19 protein-coding genes and 2 pseudogenes are annotated in these 25,355 nt (G+C 71.1%); 7 read left to right on the top strand and 14 right to left on the bottom strand.

From position 1 onward, the window contains the following. The first annotated feature begins 33 nt into the window (after positions 1 to 33). Complete coding sequence (locus tag ACWDAG_RS04520) at positions 34 to 2,442, top strand: penicillin acylase family protein (RefSeq protein WP_450694105.1); 2,409 nt, start codon at positions 34 to 36, stop codon at positions 2,440 to 2,442. A gap of 40 nt (positions 2,443 to 2,482) precedes the next feature. On the opposite strand, the gene ACWDAG_RS04525 is transcribed toward ACWDAG_RS04520, so the two are convergent. From ACWDAG_RS04525 to ACWDAG_RS04535, 3 genes are all read right to left on the bottom strand, one after another. Continuing rightward, positions 2,483 to 3,364 carry a hypothetical protein gene (locus tag ACWDAG_RS04525; RefSeq protein WP_450694106.1) on the bottom strand — a complete coding sequence of 294 codons (882 nt, stop codon included), beginning with the start codon at positions 3,362 to 3,364 and terminating at the stop codon, positions 2,483 to 2,485. A gap of 99 nt (positions 3,365 to 3,463) precedes the next feature. Beyond that, a complete protein-coding gene (locus ACWDAG_RS04530) occupies positions 3,464 to 5,017 on the bottom strand; it encodes an acyl-CoA synthetase (protein ID WP_450694107.1) in 1,554 nt (517 codons plus the stop codon). Beyond that, positions 5,014 to 6,123: an NAD(P)H-dependent flavin oxidoreductase gene (locus ACWDAG_RS04535; protein ID WP_450694108.1), complete on the bottom strand. Its 1,110-nt coding sequence runs from the start codon at positions 6,121 to 6,123 to the stop codon at positions 5,014 to 5,016. The genes ACWDAG_RS04530 and ACWDAG_RS04535 overlap by 4 nt, the downstream gene beginning before the upstream one ends. 158 nt (positions 6,124 to 6,281) lie before the next feature. Between ACWDAG_RS04535 and ACWDAG_RS04540 the strand changes: the two genes are divergently transcribed. Both ACWDAG_RS04540 and ACWDAG_RS04545 read left to right on the top strand, forming a co-directional pair. Beyond that, a complete protein-coding gene (locus ACWDAG_RS04540) occupies positions 6,282 to 8,033 on the top strand; it encodes a serine hydrolase (RefSeq protein WP_450694385.1) in 1,752 nt (583 codons plus the stop codon). Positions 8,034 to 8,139: 106 nt separating this feature from the next. Next, on the top strand, positions 8,140 to 8,601 hold the full coding sequence (locus ACWDAG_RS04545; RefSeq protein ID WP_450694109.1) for a hypothetical protein: 462 nt from the start codon (positions 8,140 to 8,142) through the stop codon (positions 8,599 to 8,601). Here ACWDAG_RS04545 and ACWDAG_RS04550 read toward each other — a convergent pair whose 3' ends face one another. The 5 genes from ACWDAG_RS04550 to ACWDAG_RS04570 all read right to left on the bottom strand — a co-directional run bounded on the left by ACWDAG_RS04550 (position 8,602) and on the right by ACWDAG_RS04570 (position 14,423). Then, the gene (locus tag ACWDAG_RS04550; RefSeq protein ID WP_450694110.1) at positions 8,602 to 9,729 is read right to left on the bottom strand and encodes a glycoside hydrolase family 16 protein; all 1,128 of its coding nucleotides are present in this window, start codon (positions 9,727 to 9,729) and stop codon (positions 8,602 to 8,604) included. It lies immediately after the preceding gene. Positions 9,730 to 9,941: 212 nt separating this feature from the next. Further along, positions 9,942 to 10,976 (bottom strand): TAXI family TRAP transporter solute-binding subunit, encoded by a 1,035-nt coding sequence (locus ACWDAG_RS04555; protein WP_450694111.1) that lies wholly within the window; start codon positions 10,974 to 10,976, stop codon positions 9,942 to 9,944. Beyond that, entirely contained in the window at positions 10,973 to 12,373 is a 1,401-nt protein-coding gene (locus ACWDAG_RS04560) for an ATP-binding protein (protein WP_450694112.1), read from the bottom strand. Before ACWDAG_RS04560 ends, ACWDAG_RS04555 begins: the two co-directional genes overlap by 4 nt. Before the next feature lie 17 nt (positions 12,374 to 12,390). After that, the gene (locus tag ACWDAG_RS04565) at positions 12,391 to 13,050 is read right to left on the bottom strand and encodes a response regulator transcription factor (RefSeq protein ID WP_450694113.1); all 660 of its coding nucleotides are present in this window, start codon (positions 13,048 to 13,050) and stop codon (positions 12,391 to 12,393) included. Between the two features lie 26 nt (positions 13,051 to 13,076). Continuing rightward, on the bottom strand, positions 13,077 to 14,423 hold the full coding sequence (locus tag ACWDAG_RS04570; protein ID WP_450694114.1) for an MFS transporter: 1,347 nt from the start codon (positions 14,421 to 14,423) through the stop codon (positions 13,077 to 13,079). A gap of 369 nt (positions 14,424 to 14,792) precedes the next feature. On the opposite strand from ACWDAG_RS04570, the gene ACWDAG_RS04575 reads away from it, so the two are divergent. The 3 genes and pseudogenes from ACWDAG_RS04575 to ACWDAG_RS04585 form a co-directional block, all read left to right on the top strand. Continuing rightward, a complete protein-coding gene (locus tag ACWDAG_RS04575; protein ID WP_450694115.1) occupies positions 14,793 to 16,385 on the top strand; it encodes an oleate hydratase in 1,593 nt (530 codons plus the stop codon). Between the two features lie 323 nt (positions 16,386 to 16,708). Continuing rightward, a complete protein-coding gene (locus ACWDAG_RS04580; RefSeq protein WP_450694116.1) occupies positions 16,709 to 17,416 on the top strand; it encodes a CBS domain-containing protein in 708 nt (235 codons plus the stop codon). Positions 17,417 to 17,608: 192 nt separating this feature from the next. Beyond that, positions 17,609 to 17,836 (top strand): annotated as a pseudogene (locus ACWDAG_RS04585) (hypothetical protein); the annotation flags it as partial. A 181-nt stretch (positions 17,837 to 18,017) separates the two neighbouring features. Here the strand turns inward: ACWDAG_RS04585 and pflA are convergent. The 4 genes from pflA to ctaD form a co-directional block, all read right to left on the bottom strand. Then, complete coding sequence (gene pflA / locus ACWDAG_RS04590; protein WP_450694386.1) at positions 18,018 to 18,779, bottom strand: pyruvate formate-lyase-activating protein; 762 nt, start codon at positions 18,777 to 18,779, stop codon at positions 18,018 to 18,020. A 23-nt stretch (positions 18,780 to 18,802) separates the two neighbouring features. Beyond that, positions 18,803 to 21,058: a formate C-acetyltransferase gene (gene pflB, locus ACWDAG_RS04595; RefSeq protein ID WP_450694117.1), complete on the bottom strand. Its 2,256-nt coding sequence runs from the start codon at positions 21,056 to 21,058 to the stop codon at positions 18,803 to 18,805. A gap of 269 nt (positions 21,059 to 21,327) precedes the next feature. Then, on the bottom strand, positions 21,328 to 21,750 hold the full coding sequence (locus tag ACWDAG_RS04600) for a hypothetical protein (RefSeq protein WP_450694118.1): 423 nt from the start codon (positions 21,748 to 21,750) through the stop codon (positions 21,328 to 21,330). A gap of 3 nt (positions 21,751 to 21,753) precedes the next feature. Continuing rightward, positions 21,754 to 23,454, bottom strand: coding sequence for an aa3-type cytochrome oxidase subunit I (gene ctaD / locus ACWDAG_RS04605; protein ID WP_450694119.1), 1,701 nt, complete (start codon positions 23,452 to 23,454; stop codon positions 21,754 to 21,756). 322 nt (positions 23,455 to 23,776) lie between these two features. Between ctaD and ACWDAG_RS04610 the strand changes: the two are divergent. Beyond that, a pseudogene (locus tag ACWDAG_RS04610) lies at positions 23,777 to 24,028 on the top strand (histidine kinase); the annotation flags it as partial. 50 nt (positions 24,029 to 24,078) lie between these two features. On the opposite strand, the gene ACWDAG_RS04615 reads toward ACWDAG_RS04610, so the two are convergent. Together ACWDAG_RS04615 and ACWDAG_RS04620 are read right to left on the bottom strand one after the other, a co-directional pair. Further along, positions 24,079 to 24,747 (bottom strand): vitamin K epoxide reductase family protein, encoded by a 669-nt coding sequence (locus ACWDAG_RS04615; protein ID WP_450694120.1) that lies wholly within the window; start codon positions 24,745 to 24,747, stop codon positions 24,079 to 24,081. After that, a complete protein-coding gene (locus tag ACWDAG_RS04620; RefSeq protein ID WP_450694121.1) occupies positions 24,744 to 25,334 on the bottom strand; it encodes a hypothetical protein in 591 nt (196 codons plus the stop codon). The genes ACWDAG_RS04615 and ACWDAG_RS04620 overlap by 4 nt, the downstream gene beginning before the upstream one ends. Between the last annotated feature and the right edge of the window lie 21 nt (positions 25,335 to 25,355).

Genomic DNA, 25,355 nt, shown 5'->3' on the forward strand with positions numbered 1-25,355 from the left:
CGCTCCTTTCCCCACACGCCTTGGGAGGCACCTTTGCGCACCCGTGTCAGACGACTGGTCGTCGCGGCCGTCGCGTTACTCGCCGCCTCGTCCGCGCTGCAGGCCGGCGCGGCCGAGCGCCCGAGCCGCCAGGACCATCCCTCGCGCGGCGGGCTGTCCGCCGTCATCCGCTACACCGAGTACGGAATCCCGCACATCGTCGCGCGGAACTACGCGGACCTCGGCTTCGGCACCGGCTGGGCGCAGGCCGCCGACCAGGTGTGTCTGCTCGCCGACGGTTTCGTGACCGTGCGCGGCGAGCGCTCTGCCTTCTTCGGCCCCGACGCGGCGACCGACCGCTCGCTGTCGTCGGCCTCCGACAATCTCTCCAGCGACCTGTACTTCCGCGGCGTACGGCAGACCCGGACGGTGGAGAAGCTCCTCGCCGAACCGGCGCCGCGGGGCCCGAGCCGCCAGGTCAAGGACATGCTGCGGGGATTCGCCGCCGGGTACGACGCCTGGCTGGCGCAGAACCGGATCACCGACCCGGCGTGCCAGGGCAAGGCGTGGGTGCGGCCGGTCTCGGCGACGGACGTGGCCGCCCGTTTCTACGCCATCGTGATTCTCGGCGGCCAGGGCGGCTCCGTGGACGAGATCACCGGGGCCCAGCCGCCCACCGCCTCCACCGCACCCCGCAAAGAGGTCGACGCCAAGGCCCTGATCAGGGCGGTGCGGGAGCGGTCCGCGAGCGCGGACATGGGCTCGAACGCGGTCGCCTTCAGCGGCGCCACGACGGCGAACGGCCGCGGTCTGCTGCTGGGCAACCCGCACTACCCGTGGCAGGGCGGGCGCCGCTTCTGGCAGTCGCAGCAGACCATTCCGGGCGAGCTGGACGTCGCGGGCGGCTCGCTCCTCGGTTCGCCGGCCGTCTCGATCGGCTACAACTCCCGTGTGGCATGGAGCCACACCGTCGCGACCGGCGTCCCGTTCAGCCTGACCCGGCTGACCCTCGACCCCGCCGACCCCACCGTCTATCTGGTGGACGGCAAGCCGGAGCGGATGACGAAGCGGACCGTGAGCGTGGCGGTGCAGGACGGTGCGCCGGTGACACGTACCCAGTGGTGGACGCGCTACGGCCCGGTGGTGGCCGACCCCGGCGGTGATCCGCCGCTGCCGTGGACGGCCACGACGGCGTACGCGCTCAATGATCCGAACGCCGCCAACTTCCGCTTCGCCGACACCTCGCTCGGCTTCGCCAAGGCGCGCTCCACGGCGGACGTCATGACCTCCCTCGACCGGCATCAGGGCCTGCCGTGGGTGAACACCATCGCCGCGGACTCCGCCGGGCACTCCCTCTACACCCAGTCGCAGGTGCTGCCCCGGATCACCGACGACCTGGCGGCCCGCTGCTCCACCGACCTCGGCAGACTCACCTACCCGCAGGCGGGTCTCGCGGTCCTCGACGGCTCGCGCGGCGACTGCGCGATCGGCAGTGACGCCGATGCCCTGCAGCCCGGCATCTTCGGGCCCGGCCGGATGCCCACGCTCAAGGACGCCCCGTACGCGGAGAACTCCAACGACAGCGCTTGGCTGGCCAACGCGGACCGGCCGCTCACCGGCTACGAGCGGATCTTCGGCGACGTCGGGACACCGCGCTCACTGCGGACGAGGGGCGCGATCGAGGACGTGGCGGCGATGGCCGAGCGCGGCGGGCTGACCGTCCGCGACCTGCAGAAGCAGCAGTTCGCGAACCGGGCGCCCGTCGGCACGCTGGCCGCGGCCGACGCGGCGGAAGCGTGTGCGGCGCTGCCCGGCGGCACGGCGACCGCGAGCGACGGGAAGTCGGTGGATGTCACGGAAGCCTGCAAAGTGCTCGCGGGCTGGGACCGGACCATGGACGTCGACAGCCGGGGTGCCCTGTTCTTCGACCGCTTCTGGCGGAAGCTGACCGCCGCGGTGCCGGTCGGCCGGCTGTGGAAGGTGCCGTTCTCGGCCGCGGACCCGGTCCACACGCCGAACACCCTCGACACCACCGCGCCCGGCTTCGCCAAGGCCCTCGCCGACACGGTGGCGGAACTGCGCGGCTCGGGAACCCCGCTGGACGCACGGCTCGGTGACCATCAGTACGTCGTGCGAAGCGGCGAGCGCATCGCGATACCGGGCGGCTCGAACAGGCTCGGCGTATGGAACGTGGTCGAGCCGACGTGGGACGCGGCTAGCGGGGCGTACACGCAGGTGCCGTTCGGATCGAGCCACCTGCAGGCCGTCGGCTGGGACGGCAGCGGCTGCCCGGTGGCCCGCACCCTGCTGACGTACTCCCAGTCGTCGAACCCGAACTCGCCGCACTACAGCGACCAGACCCGGTTGCTGCAGGGTGAGCGGTGGGTCACGGCCCGCTTCTGCGCGAAGGACATCATGTCGTCGCCCGCGCTGCGGGTGATCCGGGTCGGCGAGCACCGCTGATCGCGCAGCCCTGTCCCGCGCATCCCGCGTGGGACAGGGTTCACCCCCGCCTCACGCCCCCGGACGGCAGCGGCCCACCCGTGAACGCGTCCAGGAGGATCCGCCCGCCCAGCGGCCGGCGCAGTTTCACCGTCTTCTCCGCGCCCAGCAGCTGGGCCGTGCAGGGGCCGTCCTCGGTCCCGACGATCGACGCGGACAGCACGACGCTGTCGTGCGTCTCCAGGACGTCCACCGCTGGACCGTCGTCGCAGGCTCCGTGCGACGCGAGCACGGTGACGGTCCGGCCGTCGTCGCCCACCCTCACGAGCCTCTGGACCGGCCACAGTTCGTCGCTGGGAGACCGAGCCGCCGGTGCGATCGGTGGCTCGGGCTGCTTCGACGGGCCGAGGGCCACCCGCTTCAGCGGAGTGTCATAGCCGTCGAGCGTGAACAGCCAGGCCGGGACGGTCGCCGGGCCGCGGCTGGTGGCCACGGTCGTCTCGCCCGGCCTGGCGCCGGTCACGGTGAGATGCGGACCGCCGTCGGCGCCGCGGGCCAGGCTGTCGTAGGCCTTGCGTGCGCTCATCAGCGGCAGAGTGAGCGAGCGGCCGTCGTCCCACGTCACCACGCCGTTGCGGTCCGGGGTGTCGGGGAGGGTGGTGCGCAGCACGAAGTTCTGGGTCGTGTACGCGCGTTTGTCCGCCTCGGTGTGGAAGGCGCCGTCGGGCAGCTGGATCGCATCGCCCACGGGGTAGTAGCCCCTCGCCCACACCTCCGCGGCCTTGGAACCGTGCCAGGCGTCGGCGACCGCACGCGCCCGGGCCGACGAGCCGCCGTGGCCGACGGCCCTCTCGCTGCCGCAGCCGACGGCGGCACCGCCTGCCACGGTGAACAGGGCCAGTGCGGACAGCAGTTTGACGGCGCGTGCGGTGTGCCTGCGCATGGTTCCCCCAGGGCTGACGGTGACGAGCGCGGTGCCGCTCCTGTGACGCGTCGACACCGCGTCGCGTTCGGATCCGTCCGCCGCCGGTCGTTCCCGGGGTCACACGGGACGGGTGCGCCCCTCCCAGTACGGGTCCCGCAGCCGCCGCTTGTACAGCTTCCCGTTGGGGTCGCGGGGCATCTCGGCGATGAAGTCGACGCTCTTGGGCCGCTTGTAGCCGGCGAGTTGCTCGGCACAGTGGTCGAGGACCGAGGCGGCCAGGGCGGGGCCCGGCTCATGTCCCGGGGCCGGTTCGACGACCGCCTTGACCTCCTCTCCCCAGTCGTCGTGCGGAATGCCGAAGACGGCGGCATCAGCCACGGCGGGGTGGGCGAGCAGGGCCGACTCGATCTCGGCCGGGTAGATGTTGACCCCACCCGAGATGATCATGTCGATCTTGCGGTCGCGGAGGAAGAGATAGCCGTCCTCGTCGAGGTAGCCGAGGTCGCCGACGGTGAAGTAGTCGCCGATGCGGTTCTTCTTCGTCTTGGCCTCGTCCTTGTGGTAGGCGAAGCCGCCGGTGTTCATCTTCATGTAGACGGTGCCGAGTTCACCGGGCGGCAGCCGGTTGCCGTCGTCGTCGAAGACCGCGAGTTCGCTGATGGGCCAGGCCTTGCCGACGGTGCCGGGCTTCTTCAGCCAGTCCTCGGCGGTGGCGAAGGCGCCGCCGCCCTCGCTGGCCGCGTAGTACTCCTCCACGCTGTGGCCCCACCAGTCGATCATCGCCCGCTTCACATGGTCGGGGCAGGGGGCGGCACCGTGGATGGCGTGCCGCATGGACGAGACGTCGTACGAGCGGCGCACGTCCTCCGGCAGTGCGAGCAGGCGGTGGAACTGGGTCGGGACCATGTGGGTGTGCGTGCACTTATCACGGTCGATCAGCCGGAGCATCTCCTCGGGCGTCCACTTGTCCATCAGGACGAGACGGTGGCCGATGTGCAGGGACGCGCCCGCGAACTGGAGCACGGCGGTGTGGTAGAGCGGGGAGCAGACGAGGTGGACGTTGCCGTCGAACGGCTTGATGCCGAAGATGCCGAGGAAGCCGCCGAGATAGGCCTCCTCGGGAGCCTTGCCGGGCAGCGGGCGGCGGATGCCGCGGGGGCGGCCAGTGGTGCCCGAGGTGTAGTTCATGACCCAGCCGAGTTCACGGTCCGAGGGCGCCGACTCCGGTTGCCCGTCGAGGAGTTCGGCGTACGGACGGAAGCCCTCGACCGCACCGACCGCATACCGGTGGGTGCCCGGCAGGCCGGCCTCGTCGGCGGCGTGACGGGCGGGGCCGGCGAACCGTTCGTGGGAGATCAGCACTTTGGCTCCGGAGTCGGCGACGATCCAGCCGATCTCCGGGCCGACGAAGTGGTGGTTGACCGGGACGAGATAGAAACCGGCCTGGCTGGCGGCCAGATACGCGGTGAGGAACTCGATGCCGTTGGGCAGGACGACCGCGAAGGCGTCGCCGCGTTCCAGTCCGGCGGCGCGCAGGCCGTGCACCAGGCGGTTGGCGGCGGCGTGCAGCCGTCCGGCGGTCCACTGCTCGCCGTCGGGTGCGACGAGGACCGTGCGGTCGGGATCGGTGGTGGCCTGGGCCCAGAATCCGGCGGGGGGCGTACTCGTCACTTGCCGCTCCTTCCGGCGATACGAATCATGCGGTCGACGGCGCTCTCGAAGCCGCGGGTGAGATCGTCGAAGACGGCCTGGACGCTGCGTTCGCTGTTCATGCGGCCGACGATCTGGCCCACGGGGGTGCCGAGCAGTGGCTCGACCTCGTACTTCTGGATGCGGGTGAGGGCCTCGGCGACCAGCAGGCCCTGCAGGGGCATGGGGAGGGTGCCGGGTCCGGCCGGGTCGTCCCATGCGTCGGTCCATTCGGTACGGAGCTGACGTGCGGGTTTCCCGGTCAGCGCGCGGGAGCGGACGGTGTCGCCGGAGCCTGCGGCGAGCAGTTTCCGCGTCACCGCGGGCGAGGAGAGGTCGGCCTCTGTGCAGGCCAGCCACAGGGAACCCAGCCACACGCCCTGGGCACCGAGGGCGAGCGCGGCAGCCACCTGCTGTCCGCTGCCGATACCGCCGGCCGCGAGGACGGGCAGTGGATCGACGGCGTCGACGACCTCCGGGGTGAGCACCATGGAGGCGATCTCGCCGGTGTGCCCGCCGGCTTCGTACCCCTGCGCGACGACGATGTCGATGCCGGCTTCCTGGTGCTTGACGGCGTGCCGGGCGCTGCCCGCGAGGGCCGCGACGAGCACGTTGTGCTCGTGGGCGCGGGCGACCACGTCGGCGGGTGGGGAGCCGAGGGCGTTGGCGAGCAGCCGGATCGGGTAGTCGAAGGCGACGTCGAGCTGGCTGCGGGCGACCTGCTCCATCCATCCGGTGATGCGCCAGCCGGAGGCCTCGCCGTCGGCCAGCTCCGGGACGCCGTACTTGGCGAGGGTGTCCTTGACGAACTGCCGGTGCCCCTCGGGGATCATCGCTTCGACGTCGGCCTCGGTCACGCCCTCGACCTTCTTGGCGGGCATGACGACATCGAGGCCGTACGGCCTGCCGTCGACGTGGGCCTCCACCCAGTCGAGGTCGCGCTTGAGTTCGTCGGGGGCGGTGTAGCGGACCGCGCCGAGCACTCCGAAACCACCGGCCCGGCTGATGGCCGCGGCGACGGCGGGGAACGGCGTGAAGCCGAAAATGGCGTGCTCGACTCCCAGTTTCTTGCTCAGCTCCGTCTGCATGGGCGCAGGATGCCGCAGTCCTCCGGCCGACGGAAGAGCTTTTCTGATACACCGTCAGATTTATTGGACGGCAGGCCTTGTTGACATGCTTCACCACCGACACGAGGGTTTCTCGGGTGACCGACGACGCAGCGGAAAGAGATGCGAGCGACCGCCGGATGCCGACGCGGCGCCAGATCGGAAGAGCCGCCCTCGCTCTGGGTGGTGCCCTGGCCATCGCCCCCTTCCCGGCAGGACCGGCCGCGGCGGCCAGGAGCTCCGGCCACCCCACACTGCGCCACGGCACCCCGGAGAGCGCCGGCCTGCTTCCCGCTCCTCTGCGCCAACTGGTCGTGGACGCCGAGGCGTTCCTCGGCCCCTCCCCCAAGCATCCCTGGTACGCGGGCGCCGTGCTGCTCGCCGGGCGGGGCGGCACCGTGGCGCTGCACCGGCCCATCGGGATGGCGGTGCGCTATGCGGCGTACGACGAGAAGACCGACAGGGGTGTCGAGTTCCCGCCCGACCGGCAGATCCCCATGGCCGAAGACACCGTCTTCGACCTGGCCTCGGTGTCCAAGCTGTTCACCTCACTGCTGGTCGTGCAGCAGCTGGAACAGGGCGCACTGGAGCTGGAGGGGACGGTCGCCTCGTACCTCCCGGAGTTCGGCGCGGCGGGCAAGCAGGACATCACGATCCGTCAGCTCCTCACCCACACCTCGGGATTCCGTGACTGGATCCCGCTGTACAAGGCGCCGACCCACGAGGCGAGACTCCAACTCGTCCTCGACGAGGCCCCGATCAATCCGCCCGGCACCAAGTACCTCTACTCCGACCTGAATCTGATCTCGCTCCAGCTGGTCCTGGAGAGGATCACCGGCCGCACGCTCGACACCCTCCTGCACGACGGGATCACAGGACCGCTCGGCCTCGACCGCACCCGCTACAACCCGCCCGCCTCCTGGAAGCCGAAGATCGCCGCCACGGAGGACGAGCGCGCGCCCTGGTCCGGCCTGGAGCGGGGGCTCGTGTGGGGCGAGGTGCACGACGAGAACGCCTACAGCCTCGGCGGGGTCGCCGGACACGCCGGGGTGTTCTCCTGCGCCTGGGACCTGGCCGTGCTCGGCCGGACCCTGCTCAACGGCGGCTGCTACGGCCGGGCGCGCATCCTGCGGCCGGAGTCGGTGGAGCTGATGTTCACCGACTTCAACACCGCGTTCCCCGGCCACGAGCACGGCCTCGGGTTCGAGCTCTACCAGCACTGGTACATGGGCGCCATGGCCACCCCGCGCACCGCCGGGCACACCGGTTTCACGGGCACCTCCCTGGTGCTCGACCCGACCACCGGCTCCTTCCTCGTCGTGCTCGGCAACTCGGTCCACCCGGTGCGCAGTTGGCGCTCGGGCTCCGCTCCCCGGGTCGCCGCCGGAAACAACCTGGCACGCGCCGTACCCGTACGGCCGGCTCGCGGACGTACGGCATGGTTCGCGGGCATGGCGAACGCCACGACCGCCACGCTCGCACTGCCCCCGCTCGACACCACGGACGGCACGGCACGTCTGACCTCCGCCCTGTGGTGGGACACCGAACCCGCGTCGGACGTCCTCGTCCTGGAGGCCACGACGGACGGCGGCGCGACCTGGCTGCCGCTCCCGTTCACGACCGGGCGCCACGGCGAGGAGCCGCAGGAGCACCCGTCGGGCTCGGTCACCGGCTGGTCGGGCCGCGTCTGGCACCGGATGGCAGCCGATCTCCCGGCGCACCCGCGGCTGACCCTGCGCTGGCGATACACCACCGACAAGCTCTACGTCGGCCGCGGTGCATACGTCGACGGAATCCGGGTCGAGACGCCGGACGCCGTCCTGTTCGAAGATGCGCGTCCGGCGGACTCGGCGCGGATCGTCGCGACGGGATGGGTTCAGTCGGCCGACTGACGGCGCCCCTCGCACCACACGCATCGCCACAGCGTGCTCACGGGGATTCCTCCGCCACCCCGCTACCGTGAGTGTTGATCAGCGCACGGAACGTGGGAGGCGCCGGATGGCCAGAGGGGTGACGACCGCCCTCGCGGTGGGCGTGGCGGTGATGTGCGTGGCCGGTGTGGCGGCCGCGCCCTCGGACTCCGACCTGGAGGTGGTCCGGCTCGACCCGGCGGCCGCGCCGCACGGCGGCCGTACCGTGGTGCACGCCTTCGTGGCCAACAGGGGGCCGGAGCAGACCGCGTCGCCGTTCACCGTGGTGGTAAGGCTGCCGTCGGGCTTCACCGCCGAGGGGCCGTACTTCCCCGAGGGCTGCCGCGCCGAGGCCGGCGGCCGCCTGGTGCGTTGCTCCTTCGGGCCGGGTCTGGCACGGCTGCGCACGGCCACCGCGCTGGTTCCGGTGCGGGTGGACGCGCAGGTGCCCCCCGGCACCAAGGCCGAGGGGCACCTCCAGGTGGTGAGCGTCGACGACCGCGATCCGCGCAACGACCGTACGGGGTTCACCCTGTCCGTCGACCGCTGATCAGCGGTAGACCCTCACGTAGTCCGCCTGCATGGTCAGCGGCGTCGAGCCGGAGGGCGCGGGGTGGTACGCGCCGGCGCTCACCGACAGGTTGAGGATCAGATACGCGGAGAAGTCGCTGCCCACGCCGTGGCCGTCGGAGTAGACCTTCTTGCCGTTGACGTACCAGTCCACGGAGCTCGCGCCGTAGTGGGTGCCGATGGTGACCCACTGGCCGGGCGCGACCGCCGCGGAGTCGGTGTAGTAGTTGGAGCCGGAGGTGACGTGGTTGGTCAGCTCCAGCAGGTTCGGGTTGTCCGGGTGGTACTCGAAGGAGTCGATCTCGCCGTTGCCGTCCTTCCAGGTCCACAGAGCCGGCCAGGCGCCGGAGCCGGAGGGCATCTTGACCCGGGTCTCGGCGTAGTCACCGGTCTTCACCTGGAAGCCGCCGCTGGAGCCCTCGGTGGTGAGCAGGCCCGTGTTCCAGGCCTGCTTGCCGTTCTCCAGGGTGTGCGAGGAGGGCTGGGCGGTGAAGGTCGCGACGCCGCCGGAGGTGGTGACCTTGCTCTGGTCCAGCCAGTCCAGCTTGTTGTCGTCCGGGTTGTGGTCGCCGTAGGCGTAGGACGAGCTGCTGTCGCCGACCCACTTCGAGCCCCAGGCGATGCCGCCCGAGAAGTCGTCGGACCAGACCACGGACTGGCCGGCGACCGGCGAGCCGCCACTGCCGGACGATGTCGCGGTCGAGGCCTTGTTGACGGTCAGCTTGTGCGAGGGCAGGTTGTGCCAGGCCCCGCCGGACTCCTGCCAGAAGCCGAAGATCGTGTAGGTGCCGGCAGACAGCGTGCGCGAGCCACTGGTGAACTTCACACCGCTCGGGCATATTCGGACATTTGAGGCGTTCCCCGGGAAGTCCAGGTTCTTTCCGGCCGCGTCCCGGACGCCGACACCGAGGGTCTTGGCCGTGAAGCAGCTGGAGGAGTGCACGGTCAGCTTGGCCGACGCGGCGACACCCGCGGTCATGGTGGTCGGCGTCACGCTGTCCTGAGTGACGGAGGGGGCCGCGAAGGCCTGGGGGGCCAACGGCAGGAGCAACAGCGCGGCTGCTGCTCCGGCGGTGCCCAGGCGGGCAGGAGACAGGGAGTGGCGCATGGTGGGGGCTTCCTCGACGGCGCCTGCGAGGTGAGCTGTCCTGGTCGGACCGCTGACGTGTTTCGCAGGACTCGGCGTTCCGGCGGCGAAGGCCGCCCGGGACGGACCCCCGGAGACTAGGCAGATCCGTTGTCCACGGACAACGAGATCTCACTCACACGCTCATGATCAACAGCCCCTCGGGGCCGACCCCCGCTGCCCGTCGCGACGCGCTAGCCGTGCAGTTCCCGATAGGCGGCGACGGCCCCGGGGTGCAGGGGAACCACGCCGGTGGAGATCAGGCTGCGGACGTCGAGGAACTGGGTGCCGAGCGCCGTGGCGGGAACGAGGCGCGTGGCCCGCTGGACCAGTACGTGGGTGAGGGCGGCGGCGATGGGCCCGGGCAGGTCGGGGCGGCACAGGAGCAGGTTGGCCACGCCGATGGTGGCCACCTCGGGCGTTCCCCGGTACGCCCCCGCCGGCACCGTCACCGCTTCCAGCCCCGAGCCGGCCCGGCCCGGACCGGTGCGCAGCCGGGGCAGCAGGTCGGCCAGCGGCAGGAGGCGGATGCCGGGGCGCGTGTCGAGGCGTGAGAGCACGGGCAGTGGGACGCCGCCTGCGACCAACAGGGCGTCGACGTCGCCGTCCCGCATCGCGCGTGCCGCCTGCGGCATCAGCAGGTGGCGGACCTGTACGTCGGTGCCCGGGACGAGGCCCGCCGCGCGCAGCAGCCGGTCGCCGAGCACCGCTCCGCCGGATGCGGGCGCGCCCAGTGAGACGGTGCGCCCCGCCAGCTCGGCGACGCTGCGGACGCTCGCGTCGGCGCGCACGGCCAGCTGGATGTAGTTCTCGTAGACCCGGCCGATCGCGCGCAGCGGGACACGGCGGCCGAACGGTGCGGAGCCGCCGTACGCGGCCCACGCGATGTCGGCCAGGGCCAGCGCCACCTCGGTCCGCCGTGCCTCAAGCAGCCGTACGTTGGCGACACTTCCCTCGCTCTGGATCACCTGGCAGGACAGCCGGGGACGGACCGCCGTGACCTGCTCGCCGAGCAGTCGGCCGAAGGCCGCGTAGAACCCGTCCGCCTCGCCGGTCGCGATGCGCACCACGCCTTCCGCGCCACGGTCGGCGTGCCGTGCGTCGGCTGCCGCGGCGCCTGCCAGCAGTCCGGTGCATGCCGTGCCGAGCGCGGCCCGCAGAGCGGTGCGGCGGGCGGTGCGGCCGTGTGCCTGCGTGCCGGGTATGCCGTTCGCTTGCTCTGCGGTCATGTCGTGGCCCCGTTCTGCTCCTTGGGGAGCACGACTCGGACCAGCAGGCCGTGCGGTTCGGCCGCCGCGAACTCGACGCGCCCGCCGCGACCGTGGACCAGTTGCCCGGCGATCGCCAGGCCGAGGCCGCTGCCGCGTACCTCACGGTGGCGCTCCGAGCGCCAGAAGCGGGTGCCCGCCCGGACGAATTCCCCGTCGGCCAGGCCCGGCCCGTTGTCGCGTACCTCGAACACCGCGTCCGCGCCCTGGGTGAAGCAGCGCGTCTCGACTCGGGCGCCTTCGCCGGCGTACTTGATCGCGTTGTCGAGGAGGATGTCGGCCACCTGGGCCAGTTCGCCCTCCGTGCAGGTCATGAGGACGGGCGGGCCGGAGGCGAACTCCAGGCGGACCCCGCCCTGTTGGGCCACCGGTTGCCACAGCCGGGCCTGGGCCGCAGCGACCGCTGTCGCGTCGCAGCGGGTTCCCCGCCCGTCCGTGACGGAGAGTTCGCCTGCGCGGTGTTCGGCGTTCGCGAGCGTCAGCAGGTCGTCGAGGAGATCCTCCATGCGTTCGAGTTCGGCCGTGACCCCGCTGTAGGTGCGGGTGGCGGAGGCGGGCAGGCGGGACTGGAGCGAGTCGATGCGCAGGCGCAGTGCGGCGAGCGGATTGCGCAGCTGGTGCGAGGTGTCGGCCACCAGGCGGCGCTGCTGTTCCAGTGCCGTGGTCACCGCGTCGGCCATGCGGTGGAAGCCGGTGGCCAGTTGGCGCAGTTCCGGTGGTCCGCCGGTGCGTGCGTGCTCGGCGGGCAGCCCGGCCGCCAGCGCGCCGACCGCACGGTCGAGGCGGTGCAGGGGGCGTACGACCCACCGCGTGGCGGCGCGGGCGAGCAGCATGCAGGCCACGGCGAACAGACCCGCGCCCGCGAGGACCAGCGCCCAGCGCAGGGCGATGTCGGCGGCGGCGGCCCGGACCGAGGCGCGCAGGACGACGGCCCCGGACACCCGGGTGCCGGTGCCGACCGGGCGAGCCAGCATCTGCGCGCCATGGGACCAGGGGCGCAGCGTGCCCCCGGGCGAGACGCGCTGGTTGCGCAGCACCGCGTCGACCAGGCGGGCGACGGCGGGGTCGGCCGCACGCATGCCGCCCGTCTGCACCACCGGGGCGCGGCGGGCGTCGACGACCACCACCGCCTCGCCGTACAGCTGCGTGTAGCGGGTCACCTCGGCGGTCAGCGCGCCGGTGTCGCCGCCCTCGGCGGCCTGTTCGGCCAGCGAGGCGAAGCGGTCGAGATCGGCGGTGCGCGCAGCGAGGAGCTGCTGGGTGCGCTGGGACGCCGTCACGCCCAGCAGCGGTAGGGCGAAGCCGGCCACCGCGAGCACGGCGAAGGCCAGCACGACGGTCAGTACCCGGGTACGCATGGCGGGGCCCGGCCGGCTCAACCGCCGAACCGGTAGCCGAAGCCCCGGATGGTGGTCAGCACCTCGGGGCGGCCGAGTTTGGCCCGCAGTTGGGTGAGGTGGACGTCGAGCGAGCGGGACACGGCGAGGTAGGCGTCGCCCCACACCTCGTCCATCAGCTGCTGACGGCTGACCGCGGTACCGGGCCGGGCCGCCAGCGCGGCGAGGACCGCGAACTCCTTGGTGGTCAGCCGCACCTCGGCGCCGCCGACGGTCACCCGGCGTGCGTCGAGGTCGACCTCGACGTCGGCGGCGCGGACCGTGCGCGGCGCAGGAGCGGCCGGCGTCGTGGCGCGGCGGGTGACGGCCTCGATACGGGCCAGCAGTTCGGCCAGCCGTACCGGCTTGACCAGGTAGTCGTCGGCGCCCAGCCGCAGACCGCGCACCACCGACCGCTCGTCGCCGCGCGCGGTGAGGACCACGACCGGAAGGCCGCTCACGGTGCGCAGCTTGCGCAGCACCTCCAGGCCGTCGAGATCGGGCAGGCCGAGGTCGAGCAGCAGCAGGTCGGCCTGGCGGTGTCGGACCAGGACCTCCTCGCCGCGCCGCACCCGGGTGGGCAGGTGACCGTGCTCGTACAGGACCTCGGTCAGCGCACCGGCCACTCCGTCGTCGTCCTCGGCCAGGAGCACGCGCACGGTCACCTCCTTTCGTCCCGTCGGCCCTACGACCGGGAGACTTCCTCGTCCAGCGGCGATCCGTCCGACGTCTCGCGCATCCGAATGTAGACGAGCAGCGAGATCAGCACGCAGGCGGTGACGTAGTAGAAGTACCAGCTCTCGTGCCCGGCGTTCTTGAACCACAGGGCGACGTACTCGGCGCTCCCGCCGAACACGGCCACGGTCAGCGCGTAGGGCAGGCCGACGCCGAGCGCCCGGATCGAGGTCGGGAACAGCTCGGCCTTCACCACCGCGCTGATCGAGGTGTACAGCGAGCTGACGGCCAGCGGCACGACCATGAGCACGAACGCGTACACGGGATCGCTGGTGTGGGAAAGGAGGGTGAGGGAGGGCACCACCACGGCGGCGCCCAGCACCCCGAAGGCGATCAGCATCGGGCGGCGCCCCAGCCGGTCGGACAGCAGACCGACGGCCGGCTGGAGCACGACGAACACGAGCAGCGCGAAGAAGTTGATCCAGGCCGCCGTCGGCTTGGCGATACCGCTGGTGTTGACCATGAACTTCTGCAGATACGTGGTGTACGTGTAGAAGAACAGCGTGCCGCCCATGGTCAGCCCGGCGACGGTCAGGCACTGCCGCGGGTAGGACAGCAGCAGCCGCACGCTGCCCCGCGCCGGGCCACCGTCCTCCTTCTCCTCGCCCCCGGCGGCGGCACGCTCGAAGCTCTCCGACTCGTCCATGCCGCGCCGCAGCCAGAGCACCACGACCGCTCCCGCGGCGCCGACGACGAACGCGATCCGCCAGCCCCAGGCTTCCAGTTGGGCGGTGCTGAGCACCTGCTGCAGGATGATCTGCAGGCCGAGGGCCGTCAGCTGGCCGGCGATGAGGGTGACGTACTGGAAGCTGGAGTAGTAGCCGCGGCGGCCGGGCGAGGCCACCTCCGACATGTAGGTGGCCGAGGTCGAGTACTCACCGCCGACCGAGAGGCCCTGCAGCAGCCGCGCGGTCACCAGCAACACCGGCGCGAGGGCCCCGATCGAGCCGTACGACGGGGTCAGTGCGACGATCAGCGAACCGGCGGCCATGAGGGTCACCGACAAGGTCAGGGCCGCACGCCGGCCATGGCGGTCGGCGTAGCGGCCGAGCACCCAGCCGCCGATGGGCCGCATCAGGAAGCCGACGGCGAACACCGCGGCGGTGTTCAGCAGTTGGGCGGTCTGGTCGCCGGAGGGGAAGAAGACGGCGGCGAAGTAGACGCTGAACGCGGTGTAGGCGTACCAGTCGTACCACTCGATCAGGTTGCCGATCGATCCGCGCAGGATGTTGCTGACGACCCTGCGTTCGTCACGACGCGGCTTGTGCGCGCGCCCGGTCATGCTCTGTGTGGCCATCGGAACTCCCTTGTCTGCGGCCCGGGAGTTCACAGAGTCGACGCCGGCGCAGGGCCACTCAACATCGGGAACGAAGTCCTAACAGTCCCTTAGGACTGAGGTGGACCCTGGTGCCGGTCATACGGCAGGGGGAGATGGTCTCCCGGTAGTCGTGGGCCAGGGCCGCTCGGCAGACAGGCAGGGACATCCGGCCCCGGCCTGCGCCACCGCCCCGGGAGTTGACTGAGTACCGCGAGCGCCGCACCGGGCCAGGTGTCGTCGGCGCCGCTCCCGCACGCCGCGCCGCCGGATCACGGCGGTCTCCGGCCCGCAGGATCCTGAACACTGCCGGCCGCCCGGGAGATCCGGGCGGCAGAACGGAGGCGCGTCATGACCGACGCCCCGCACTCGTCCCACGCCTACCTCGCCGGTGGCGGCATCGCCTCCCTGGCGGCCGCCGCCTTCCTCGTCCGCGACGGCGGCTTCCCCGGCGAGCACATCCACATCCTGGAGGAACTCCCCGTCGCCGGCGGCTCCATGGACGGCAGCGGCGGGAGCGCCGGATATGTCACCCGTGGCGGCCGGATGCTGGAGGAGGAGGCGTACACGTGCCTGTGGAACCTCCTGGAGACGATCCCCACCCTCACCGACGCGTCGGTGTCGGTGCGCCAGGAGATCACCGAGTTCAACGCCAAGTGGCCCACCGACGCCAAGGCCCGCCTGATCGGCGACGGCACCACGATCCTGGACGCCGCCGACTACGGCCTCGACGCCCGCGACCGACTGGAGCTGACCCGGCTGCTGGTGCTGCCCGAGGCGGTCATCGGCGCCCGCCGGATCGAGGACTTCTTCTCGCCGCACTTCTTCGCGACCCACTTCTGGGCGATGTGGCGCACGACCTTCGCCTTCCAGAACTGGCACAGCGCCATCGAGCTCAAGCGTTATCTGCTGCGCTTCCTGCAGGAGTTTCCGCGCATGCACACCCTGGCAGGTGTACGTCGCACCCGCCTCAACCAGTACGACTCGATCATCCGGCCGCTGCGGACCTGGCTGGAGGCCCACGGCGTGCGCTTCGAGTACGGCGTGCGGGTCACCGACGCCGACTTCGCCACCGACGAGCGGGGCGCCCGGCGCATACGCCGCCTGCACGTCGAACGAGACGGCCGGCCGGACACGTACGAACTCACCGACGACGACCTCGCGTTCATCACGCTGGGCTCGATGACCGCCGATGCCGCCTACGGCAACGACGACGCCGCGCCGGAGCTGATCCGCGACAAGCGCGACGGCGGATGGCGGCTGTGGGAGACCCTCGCCGCCAAGGCCGACGACTTCGGCCGGCCCACCGCCTTCAACGGCAATGTCGACGAGGCGAAGTGGGAGTCCTTCACCCTGACCATGCGCAGCCCGCTCCTGCTGCACCGGATCGAGGAGCTGTCCGGCAACCTGCCCGGCACCGGTGCGCTCATGACGTTCAAGGACTCCGGCTGGCTGATGTCGATCGTGGTGCCGCACGCCCCGCACTTCGAGGGGCAGCCGGAGGACGTGTACACGCTGTGGGGCTACGGCCTGTTCGTCGACCGTGACGGCGACTTCGTCGGCAAGCCGATGGCGCGCGCGACCGGGCGGGAGATCCTCACCGAGCTCCTCGGCCACCTCGGTCTGTCGGACATCGAGGAGCAGATCGCGGCCACCACGACGGTGATACCGGTGATGATGCCGTACATCACCAGTCAGTTCGCCCCGCGCACCGGCCACGACCGGCCGCTGGTCATTCCGCGCGGTGCGGCGAACTTCGCGTTCCTGGGCCAGTTCACGGAGATCCCGGAGGACGTCGTCTTCACCGTCGAGTACTCCGTGCGCGGCGCGATGCATGCCGTGTACGGCCTCCTCGGCCTCGACGACCGCGAGATCCCCGGCATCCATCACGCCCTGGCCGACCCGAGGACCGCCTTCGACGTGCTCAAGGCCACGCTGGCCTGAGGCCCGCTCCATCCCGGCTCGCGGCTTCCGAACACTGAATGCGGCGGAGAGCGACCGCGACCCTCGCGGTCGGCTCCCGGCCATGCGTCCACCAGGAGTGGGGCGGTTCGTCCTCGGTCGCAGGACCCTCGGCCCCTGCTCCGGCGGGCGTCCGGCAGGGAGGCTGGAGGAGTGTCCAGGCCGGCGCTCGGATGCGCCCGGGGGCCGGCGCCGGTCGCGGCGATCGCCGGAGCCCGTGGTCCTGCCCCGGAGGCCTTCGCGTCCGCTGCGTCCAAAGCCATCGGCCGGTCGAGTCGGCACAGCGCAGGAAGGGAGCGAGCGTCATGGCCCGCATCGTCGGCGAGGTGATGACCCGGGAGGTCGTCGAGGCCCGCCGTGAGACACCGTTCAAGGACGTGGCACGGCTGCTGGACGAACACCGGATCAGCGGGCTGCCCGTGGTCGACCACGACGACAAGGTCGTGGGAGTGATCTCCGAGTCCGATCTGATCCGCTGCCAGGCGGCGCATTCCGTCTCCGGCCGGGCCCGGCGGTTCCGGGTGCCCGCGCTCGGCCGCTTCGGCCGTCGCAGGGCCGCCGTCGTCCGCCCGGGCACGGCGGGGGATCTGATGTCGTCGCCCGCGGTGACCGTGCATCCCGAACAGCGGGTGGCGGACGCGGCCCGGGTGATGGAACGCCACGGCATCCAGCGCCTGCCGGTCGTGGACGAGGAGGACCGGCTGATCGGCATCGCCACCCGCCGCGACCTGCTGCGCGTCTTCCTGCGCACCGACGAGGAGATCCGCCGGGAGGTGACCGACGACGTGCTGACCCGCGCCATGTGTCTGCCGCCCCACACCGTGATCGCCTCGGTCCGGGACGGCATGGTCACCCTGAAGGGACAGCTGGAGCACCGCACCGACATCCCCCTCGTGGTTCGGCTGACGTATCGGGTGGACGGAGTGGTCGGTGTCGTCGACAGCCTGACCTTCCGCATCGACGACACCCGGCCGCCCGGGAGGCCGCCCTTCCCCGGCGTCCTGTACGGATGACCGGCCGCACGCGGGCCGACCGGTCCGCAGCTTCGGGGCCCATCAGTCCCTCCAGGGGACCATCGGGACCTGGGTGATCAGGCGCAGCTCATAGAGGGTGCTGGTGGGAGCGGTACCGATCCCTCGCGGTGCCGCTCCCGTCCTGTGCCGCCGAACCGGCGGCCCCCTCTCTGAGACGGAGGCAGTCCTCCCATGACCCGCCACGACGACCGACCCCGGACCGAGGCAACAGACCCTGCCGGCGCACCGTCGGACACGGCCATCGCCGTGGACCGCCTGGTCACCAACGGGCTCAAGGCACTGGCCGACTACGAGGCCCTCGGCCAGGAGCAGGTCGACCACATCGTGAAGAAAGCGTCCGTCGCCGCCCTGGACCAGCACACGGCGCTGGCCCGGCTCGCGGTGGAGGAGACCGGGCGTCGACATGCAGAGGCTCATGCGCACGGCGTACTACGGCGGTGGGGAAGACCGGCCGGCGTAGGTGCACCGGACGGCAACCGGTGGCGTGACACCGGCCCTGGCCCCCAACATCCCCGTTTCTGAAGGCTGTTGGGGGCCAGGGCCGGTTCTGGCGCCGTTGTCGAGGGCGGGGCCCGAGCGGTCAGTACGCGTCCAGGCCAAGCTCGCGGAACTGGTCGCGGACCCGCCCGACCAGGTCAGGGCCCGGGGTGGGCGTATGGCGCAGGCGGAAGGGGATGCCGAGGGCGTCGTACTTCGCGGCGCCGAGTTTGTGGAAGGGCAGGACGTCGACACGGTCGACGTTGCCGAGGCCGGAGAGGAAGCGGGCGAGGCCGTACACGGCGTCCGGAGAGTCGGTCCAGCCGGGCACCAGTACGTACCGGATCCACATCCGGTTGCCGAGCCGGTCCAGGCGCCGGGCGAACTCCAGGGTGGGGGTGAGTTCGCCTCCGGTCAGCTCCCGGTAGGTGAGGACGTCGAAGGACTTGATGTCCAGCAGGACCAGGTCGGTGTCGGCGAGGAGTGCGTCGCCGGCGCGGGCGCCCAGGAAGCCGGAGGTGTCCAGGGCGGTGTGCAGTCCGGCCTCCTTGCAGCGGCGCAGCACGTCGGCCGTGAAGGCGGGCTGGAGCAGCGCCTCACCACCGGTGATGGTCACCCCTCCCCCGGCCGTGGTGATGAACGCCCGGTACTTGTCGATCTCCGCCATCACCTCGTCGACCGTGACCTCCCGTCCGTCGCGCATGTGCCAGGTGTCGGGATTGGCGCAGTACAGACAGCGCAGCGGGCAGCCGCTGACGAAGAGCACGAACCGGGTTCCGGGACCGTCCACGCCGGTGGACAGGTCCCAGGAGTGGATCCGGCCCGTTGTCCGGGCGAGTCCGGTTTCGGGGTGGAGTCCCGGCACAGTCGTCCGGTCGGTCGCGGTGCTCACAGCGATCCGTGGAAGGTGCGGCTGATCACGTCGAGCTGCTGCTCGCGGGTCAGGCGGACGAAGTTGACGGCGTAGCCGGAGACCCGGATGGTCAACTCCGGGTACTTCTCCGGGTGTTCCATGGCGTCCTTGAGGACCGCCCGGTTCAGGACGTTGACGTTCATGTGGAATCCACCGGATGCCATGTAGGCGTCGAGGATGCCGACGAGGTGGCCCGCGCGCTCCTCGGGGACGTGACCGAGTCCCTCCGGGGTGATGGTGGTGGTCAGCGAGATGCCGTCGCGGGCCTGCTCGTACGGCAGTTTCGCCACCGACAGCGCGGAGGCGGCGACGCCGTGCCGGTCGCGGCCGTTCATGGGGTTGGCGCCCGGCGCGAAGGGCTGTCCGGCGCGGCGCCCGTCGGGTGTGTTGCCGGTGTGCTTGCCGTAGACGACGTTGGAGGTGATCGTCAGCACCGACTGGGTGTGCTCGGCGTCCCGGTAGGTGGGGTGCTTGCGCACCTTCGCCATGAACGACTCCACCAGGGCGACGGCGAGGGCGTCGGCGCGGTCGTCGTTGTTGCCGTACGCGGGGAACTCGCCCTCGGTCTCGAAGTCGACGGCCAGTCCGGTCGCGTCCCGGATGACTTTCACGCGCGCGTACTTGACGGCCGAGAGGCTGTCGGCCGCCACCGAGAGGCCGGCGATGCCGCATGCCATGAAGCGGTGCACGGGGTGGTCGTGCAGGGCCATCTCGATGCGTTCGTAGGCGTACTTGTCGTGCATGTAGTGGATGACGTTGAGCGCGTTGACGTAGGTCTGCGCCAGCCAGTCCAGCACCCGGTCGTACGCCGCCGACAGCTCGTCGTAGTCCAGGTACTCGCCGGTCAGCGGGGGCATCTCGGGGGTGATCAGGTCGCCGGTCATCTCGTCGCGGCCGCCGTTGACGGCGTAGAGCAGGGCCTTGGCGAGATTGACGCGGGCGCCGAAGAACTGCATCTGCTTGCCCACCGCCATCGCCGAGACGCAGCAGGCGATCGCGGTGTCGTCGCCGGTGCGCGGGCGGATAAGGTCGTCCGACTCGTACTGGACGGCGCTGGTGTCGATGGACGCCTGGGCGCAGAACTCCTTGAATCCCGCGGGCAGTCGGGGGGACCACAGCACGGTCATGTTCGGTTCGGGGGCGGGGCCGAGGTTGTACAGGGTCTGCAGGAAGCGGAAGGAGGTGCGGGTCACCAGCGGGCGGCCGTCCGTGCCGATGCCGCCGATCGACTCCGTCACCCAGGTCGGGTCGCCGGAGAAGAGGGTGTCGTACTCGGGCGTGCGCAGGAACCGTACGAGCCGCAGCTTGATGACGAAGTCGTCGATCAGCTCCTGGGCACGGGTCTCGTCGATGACGCCTGCTGCCAGGTCGCGCTGGAGGTAGACGTCCAGGAAGGTGGAGGTGCGGCCCAGCGACATGGCGGCGCCGTTCTGTTCCTTCACGGCCGCGAGGAAGCCGAGGTACAGCCACTGCACGGCCTCGTGCGCGGTGGCGGCGGGCCGGGAGACGTCGCAGCCGTAGGCCGCCGCCATGCGGGTGAGCTCACCCAACGCCTTGATCTGCTCGGCGAGTTCCTCGCGGTCGCGGATGACGTCCGAGGAGGAGGGCCGGGTGTCGAGCCGGGCGCGTTCGGCGCGCTTGGCCTCGGTGAGGCGGTCGGTGCCGTACAGGGCGACGCGCCGGTAGTCGCCGATGATCCGGCCGCGGCCGTAGGCGTCGGGCAGGCCGGTGATGATGCCGGCCCTGCGGGCGGCGCGCATCTGCGGGGTGTAGGCGTCGAACACGCCGTCGTTGTGCGTCTTGCGGTAAGTGCCGAAGACCTTCGTCACGAACGGGTCGGGCTCGTAGCCGTACGCCTTGAGCCCGTTCTCCACCATCCGCAGACCGCCGCCCGGCATGATGGCGCGCTTGAGCGGGGCGTCGGTCTGCAGGCCGACGACGAGTTCCCGTTCGCGGTCGATGTAGCCGGGGGCGTGCGAGGTGATCGTCGACGGGGTCGCGGTGTCCACGTCGAGGATGCCGCGCGTCCGCTCCTCGGGGAACAGTGCGCTGACCTTCTCCCAGACGGTCCGGGTGCGCTCGGTGGGGCCGGCCAGAAAGGCCGCGTCACCCTCGTAGGGCGTGTAGTTGGCCTGGATGAAGTCACGCACGTCGATGCGCTCACGCCACCCCGTCCCGGCGAACTCCCGCCATGCGTCGGTCCGGGGGCCGCCTGTCACGGTCGCGGTCATCGCAGATCCTCTCCTGTACCTGTATCTCGCCATCGATGTTCGTCGTCCGGGCTGATCGCGAGCAGTGCCGTACAGGGCACCGGCCGGTCCCGTCCGGCACCGGCCTGCCGGGACCTTCGACCCACCCGGCGCGACGGGGCGCCGGTGACCGGGTCCAGGATGTGGATCCGCGTCAGGCAGTCGCCCGGCTCCTGCGCGCCGATGGCCCCGGCGGGCGTTGAACTCGGCCCGCGCGCGGTGGTGGCAGCGCCGGTCTTTCGGCCCGACGGTCAGGGCGACGGCCACGTGACCACGGCGGCGACCAGACCACAGGCGAGGAGGGCGGCGAAGACGTACCGCGACAAGTCCTGGCTTCGGCCGTGCTGGGGCAGGCCAAGGTCCAGTGCCGCCCAGTGCCGGGCGATCTCCCGTACCTCGTGGCGGTGTTGTGCGGCAGCACGGATCCGCAGAGCAGCCGCGCCGGCCGCACCCGCCACCGCGATGGCGCAGACCGCCTGCCACGCCACATCGGCGAGGAGCAGTACGGCGACGGCCGCGAGCGTCGTCCAGCCGGTGAGACAGGCCGCGGCCGCGGTGCGGCGGGAGTCCGGTCGGTCGGCTCCGGCGCGCAGTTCGGCGAGGGCCGGCAGGTACCAGACGCAGCCCGCGGCCGTCACCAGCCCGGCCCCCAGGGCCAGGACGCCATGAGCCACGGCTCAGCCCACCTCGTCGAGTGCCGCGATCTCCGGGTGGTGCAGGTCGAACGCCGGGGACTCGGAGCGGATCCGCGGCAGGGAAAGGAAGTTGTGGCGCGGCGGCGGGCAGGACGTCGCCCACTCCAGCGAGCGACCGTAACCCCACGCGTCGTCGACGCCGACCGGCTCTGCGTACTTGGCGGTCTTCCAGACGTTGTAGAAGAACGGCAGGAGCGACAGGCCGAGCAGGAACGAGCCGATGGTGGACAGGGTGTTGAGGGCGGTGAAGCCGTCGGCGGCCAGGTAGTCGGCGTAGCGGCGGGGCATGCCCGCCACGCCGAGCCAGTGCTGGACCAGGAAGGTGGTGTGGAAGCCGACCGTGAGCGTCCAGAACGTGATCTTGCCGAGGCGCTCGTCGAGCATCTTGCCGGTCATCTTCGGCCACCAGAAGTGGAATCCGGCGAACATCGCGTACACGACGGTGCCGAAGACCGTGTAGTGGAAGTGCGCGACCACGAAGTACGAGTCGGACAGATGGAAGTCCATCGGCGGCGAAGCCAGGATCACGCCCGTCAGACCGCCGAAGACGAAGGTGATCAGGAATCCGGTGGCCCACAGCATCGGCGTCTCGAAGGACAGGGAGCCCTTCCACATGGTGCCGATCCAGTTGAAGAACTTCACGCCGGTCGGGACCGCGATCAGGAAGGTCATGAAGGAGAAGAACGGCAGGAGCACGCCGCCGGTGACGTACATGTGGTGCGCCCACACGGTCACGGACAGGCCCGCGATGGCGATCGTCGCACCGATCAGACCCATGTAGCCGAACATCGGCTTGCGGCTGAACACCGGGATCACCTCGGACACGATGCCGAAGAACGGCAGGGCGAGGACGTACACCTCGGGATGGCCGAAGAACCAGAACAGGTGCTGCCACAGCAGTGCGCCGCCGCTGGCCGCGTCGAAGACGTGGCTGCCGAACTTCCGGTCGCATTCCAGCGCGAACAGCGCGGCCGCCAGCACCGGGAAGATGATCAGGACCAGGACGCCGGTCAGCAGCACGTTCCAGGTGAAGATCGGCATCCGGAACATGGTCATGCCGGGTGCGCGCATGCAGACGATGGTGGTGATGAAGTTGACCGCGCCGAGGATGGAGCCGAAGCCGGACAGTGCCACGCCCATGATCCACAGGTCGGCGCCGAGGCCCGGTGAGTGCACGGCGTCGGACAGCGGCGCGTACAGGAACCAGCCGAAGTCGGCGGCACCGCCCGGGGTGAGGAAGCCGAACGCGGCGATCGACGAGCCGAACAGGAACAGCCAGTAGGCCAGCATGTTCAGCCGCGGGAAGGCCACGTCGGGGGCGCCGATCTGCAGCGGCATGATCCAGTTGGCGAAGCCGGTGAACAGCGGCATGGCGAACATCAGCAGCATGATCGAGCCGTGCATCGTGAACGCCTGGTTGAACTGCTCGGCCGACATGATCTGCAGGCCCGGACGGGCCAGTTCGGCGCGCATCAGCAGCGCCATCACACCGCCCACGATGAAGAACGCGAACGCGGTGACCAGGTACATCGTCCCGATCTTCTTGTGGTCGGTGGTCGTCAGCCACTCCGTCCACGCCGGCCGGGCTGTCGGCCCGGCTGCCGGGACCACCGCCTCCCGGCCCGCGGAGCGTATCCGCGTCTTCGGAGCGTTCGTCACCTGTTCGATCTGTGCCTCGTCCACCGGACGATGTCCTCCCGGTCTGCTCATGTCGTCGACGAACCGGGAAGGGCCGCACCCACGGGGGAGAGCGCGGCACTTCCCGGCCGCCGCCACATGATCGTCCGTGGGGTGCGGGGTCCCGATAGGGTCCAACGGCTCCTGTGCGAGGGGAACGTAGGGGCCAACGGCCCCTCTTGAGTCCCGTTGCGCCCGCACAAGGGAGAGGAGCCCCTTCCGGTGTCGTGGGCTACGGCGCGACGACCGGTCAGGAGCGTCGGGAATGTCCGAATCACCACGCCCGGCTGTGGCACCGTCGCGTCTTCGGCTCGACGTGCCGGAACGTATGCACAGCCTTCTCGACGCCGTCACGAACATCGGGCGCGGTCTCGAACTCGCCCAGGTGCTTCAGAGCATCGTGGCGGCGGCGGTCGCCCTCACCGACGCCCAGTACGGCGCCCTCGGCGTGATCGGCGACGGGCACCGGCTGTCGCAGTTGCTGCCGGTGGGCATGGCCGACGACCTCGCGGCCCGGATCGGTCAGGCCGCCTGCGGGCGCGGCCTACTGGGCGAGCTGATCCGCCATCCGACTCCCCTGTGCACCCGCACCGGTGCGGCCCTCCAGGCCTTCCTCGCACGGCCGACGGCTCACAGCAGCGTCTGCCAGTAGTCCCAGAAGCGCGTGCCGATCAGCATGACGATGCTCAGGTACCAGGTGACCGGCACCGCCCAGTGGAACTCCCGCACCCCGGCCACCAGCACGCGGGGAGCGCGGATGACGCCGTGGCGGAGGTTGTGCACGGTGGTGTACCAGAACATGGCGATGGTGGCCGCCCAGGCCAGGCAGCACCACAGGCACAGCGCGCCGATCTCGTACAGCGCCTGCGTCATCAGCCACATGCAGAACCCCGCCCCGAACAGCGTGCCGAGATTCAGTCCGAGCCAGAACCAGCGGCGCAGGCGCGCCCCGGCCAGTACCGCGAAGCCGACGAAGGCAACCACCGGGTAAGTGGCCAGCCCCAGCAGCGGGTTGGGGAAGCCGAACACGGACGCCTGACCGCTGCGCATCACGTTCGAGCACGACAGCACCGGGCTCAGGTTGCACGACGGCGAGAAGGAGGGGTCCTGCAGGAGCTGGAACTTGTCGACGGTGATGACGTAGGAAGCGAGGACTCCCAGCGCTCCCGACACGATCAGCAGCCAGGCGAAGGCTCGCGAGGCCCCTGTCGAGCCCTCGGGTGCGTTCTGTCCTGGCCGTCTGCCTTCCAGGTCTTCGGTGCGGTGGTGCGCGGTCGTGGTCGTGATCGTCCCTGTCATCGGGGTGTTGCCGCCTCGTGGGTCGTGTGGATGGGCCGGGCGCTCGCGATGGTCCTACGGTCTTCGCCACTGTGCGGTCGGCGGTCGTGACCCGGACGCTCGGGGCCGGGTCCGCCCCCCGGGCCGGCATCGGGCGGCGGCACCGCGGTCAGCGGAATGCCGCGGGCGCGGGCGTAGGCCACCAGGTGCGCGGTGGCGTCGCGGCCGTTGGAGGGTGATCCGTCCCATACGGCCAGCACCTGACGGCATCCCAGAATCATGCGTTCGTCGGCTCCGATGCAGGCGTCCCGGTCGCCGGGGTCGAACTCCAGCAGGCGCACCTGCTGGGCGAGGGCCAGCAGCTCGCCGACGGCCATCCGGTCACGCCGCGGCAGCAGTGCCGGCACCATCCCCTGCGTCGGGGCGACCACGATCAGCTCCCGCCCCGATGCCCGCACGGCGCGGGCGAAGGCCACCGGCACCCCCGCTCCCGCGCGTACCAGCCCCGGCACGCCTTCGGGCAGGCGCTCCAGTACCGCACGCAGGTCGGCCTCCACCACCGTCAGCATGTCGGGGGTCAGCTCCGCGTACCCCACCGCCGCGATCATCCTGTGCCCCTTCCGGCCGTA

Source organism: Streptomyces sp. NPDC001157 (assembly GCF_053598255.1).

What these genes read in the sequence shown, in the direction of transcription:
- ACWDAG_RS04545 (WP_450694109.1), top strand. Translation starts at nt 8,140, where the DNA reads ATGGCCAGAGGGGTGACGACCGCCCTCGCGGTGGGCGTGGCGGTGATG.
- ACWDAG_RS04615 (WP_450694120.1), bottom strand. Translation starts at nt 24,747, where the DNA reads ATGACAGGGACGATCACGACCACGACCGCGCACCACCGCACCGAAGAC.
- ACWDAG_RS04540 (WP_450694385.1), top strand. Translation starts at nt 6,282, where the DNA reads ATGCCGACGCGGCGCCAGATCGGAAGAGCCGCCCTCGCTCTGGGTGGT.
- ACWDAG_RS04575 (WP_450694115.1), top strand. Translation starts at nt 14,793, where the DNA reads ATGACCGACGCCCCGCACTCGTCCCACGCCTACCTCGCCGGTGGCGGC.
- ACWDAG_RS04570 (WP_450694114.1), bottom strand. Translation starts at nt 14,423, where the DNA reads ATGGCCACACAGAGCATGACCGGGCGCGCGCACAAGCCGCGTCGTGAC.
- ACWDAG_RS04555 (WP_450694111.1), bottom strand. Translation starts at nt 10,976, where the DNA reads ATGACCGCAGAGCAAGCGAACGGCATACCCGGCACGCAGGCACACGGC.
- ACWDAG_RS04580 (WP_450694116.1), top strand. Translation starts at nt 16,709, where the DNA reads ATGGCCCGCATCGTCGGCGAGGTGATGACCCGGGAGGTCGTCGAGGCC.
- ACWDAG_RS04560 (WP_450694112.1), bottom strand. Translation starts at nt 12,373, where the DNA reads ATGCGTACCCGGGTACTGACCGTCGTGCTGGCCTTCGCCGTGCTCGCG.
- ACWDAG_RS04620 (WP_450694121.1), bottom strand. Translation starts at nt 25,334, where the DNA reads ATGATCGCGGCGGTGGGGTACGCGGAGCTGACCCCCGACATGCTGACG.
- pflB (WP_450694117.1), bottom strand. Translation starts at nt 21,058, where the DNA reads ATGACCGCGACCGTGACAGGCGGCCCCCGGACCGACGCATGGCGGGAG.
- ACWDAG_RS04550 (WP_450694110.1), bottom strand. Translation starts at nt 9,729, where the DNA reads ATGCGCCACTCCCTGTCTCCTGCCCGCCTGGGCACCGCCGGAGCAGCA.
- ACWDAG_RS04525 (WP_450694106.1), bottom strand. Translation starts at nt 3,364, where the DNA reads ATGCGCAGGCACACCGCACGCGCCGTCAAACTGCTGTCCGCACTGGCC.
- ACWDAG_RS04535 (WP_450694108.1), bottom strand. Translation starts at nt 6,123, where the DNA reads ATGCAGACGGAGCTGAGCAAGAAACTGGGAGTCGAGCACGCCATTTTC.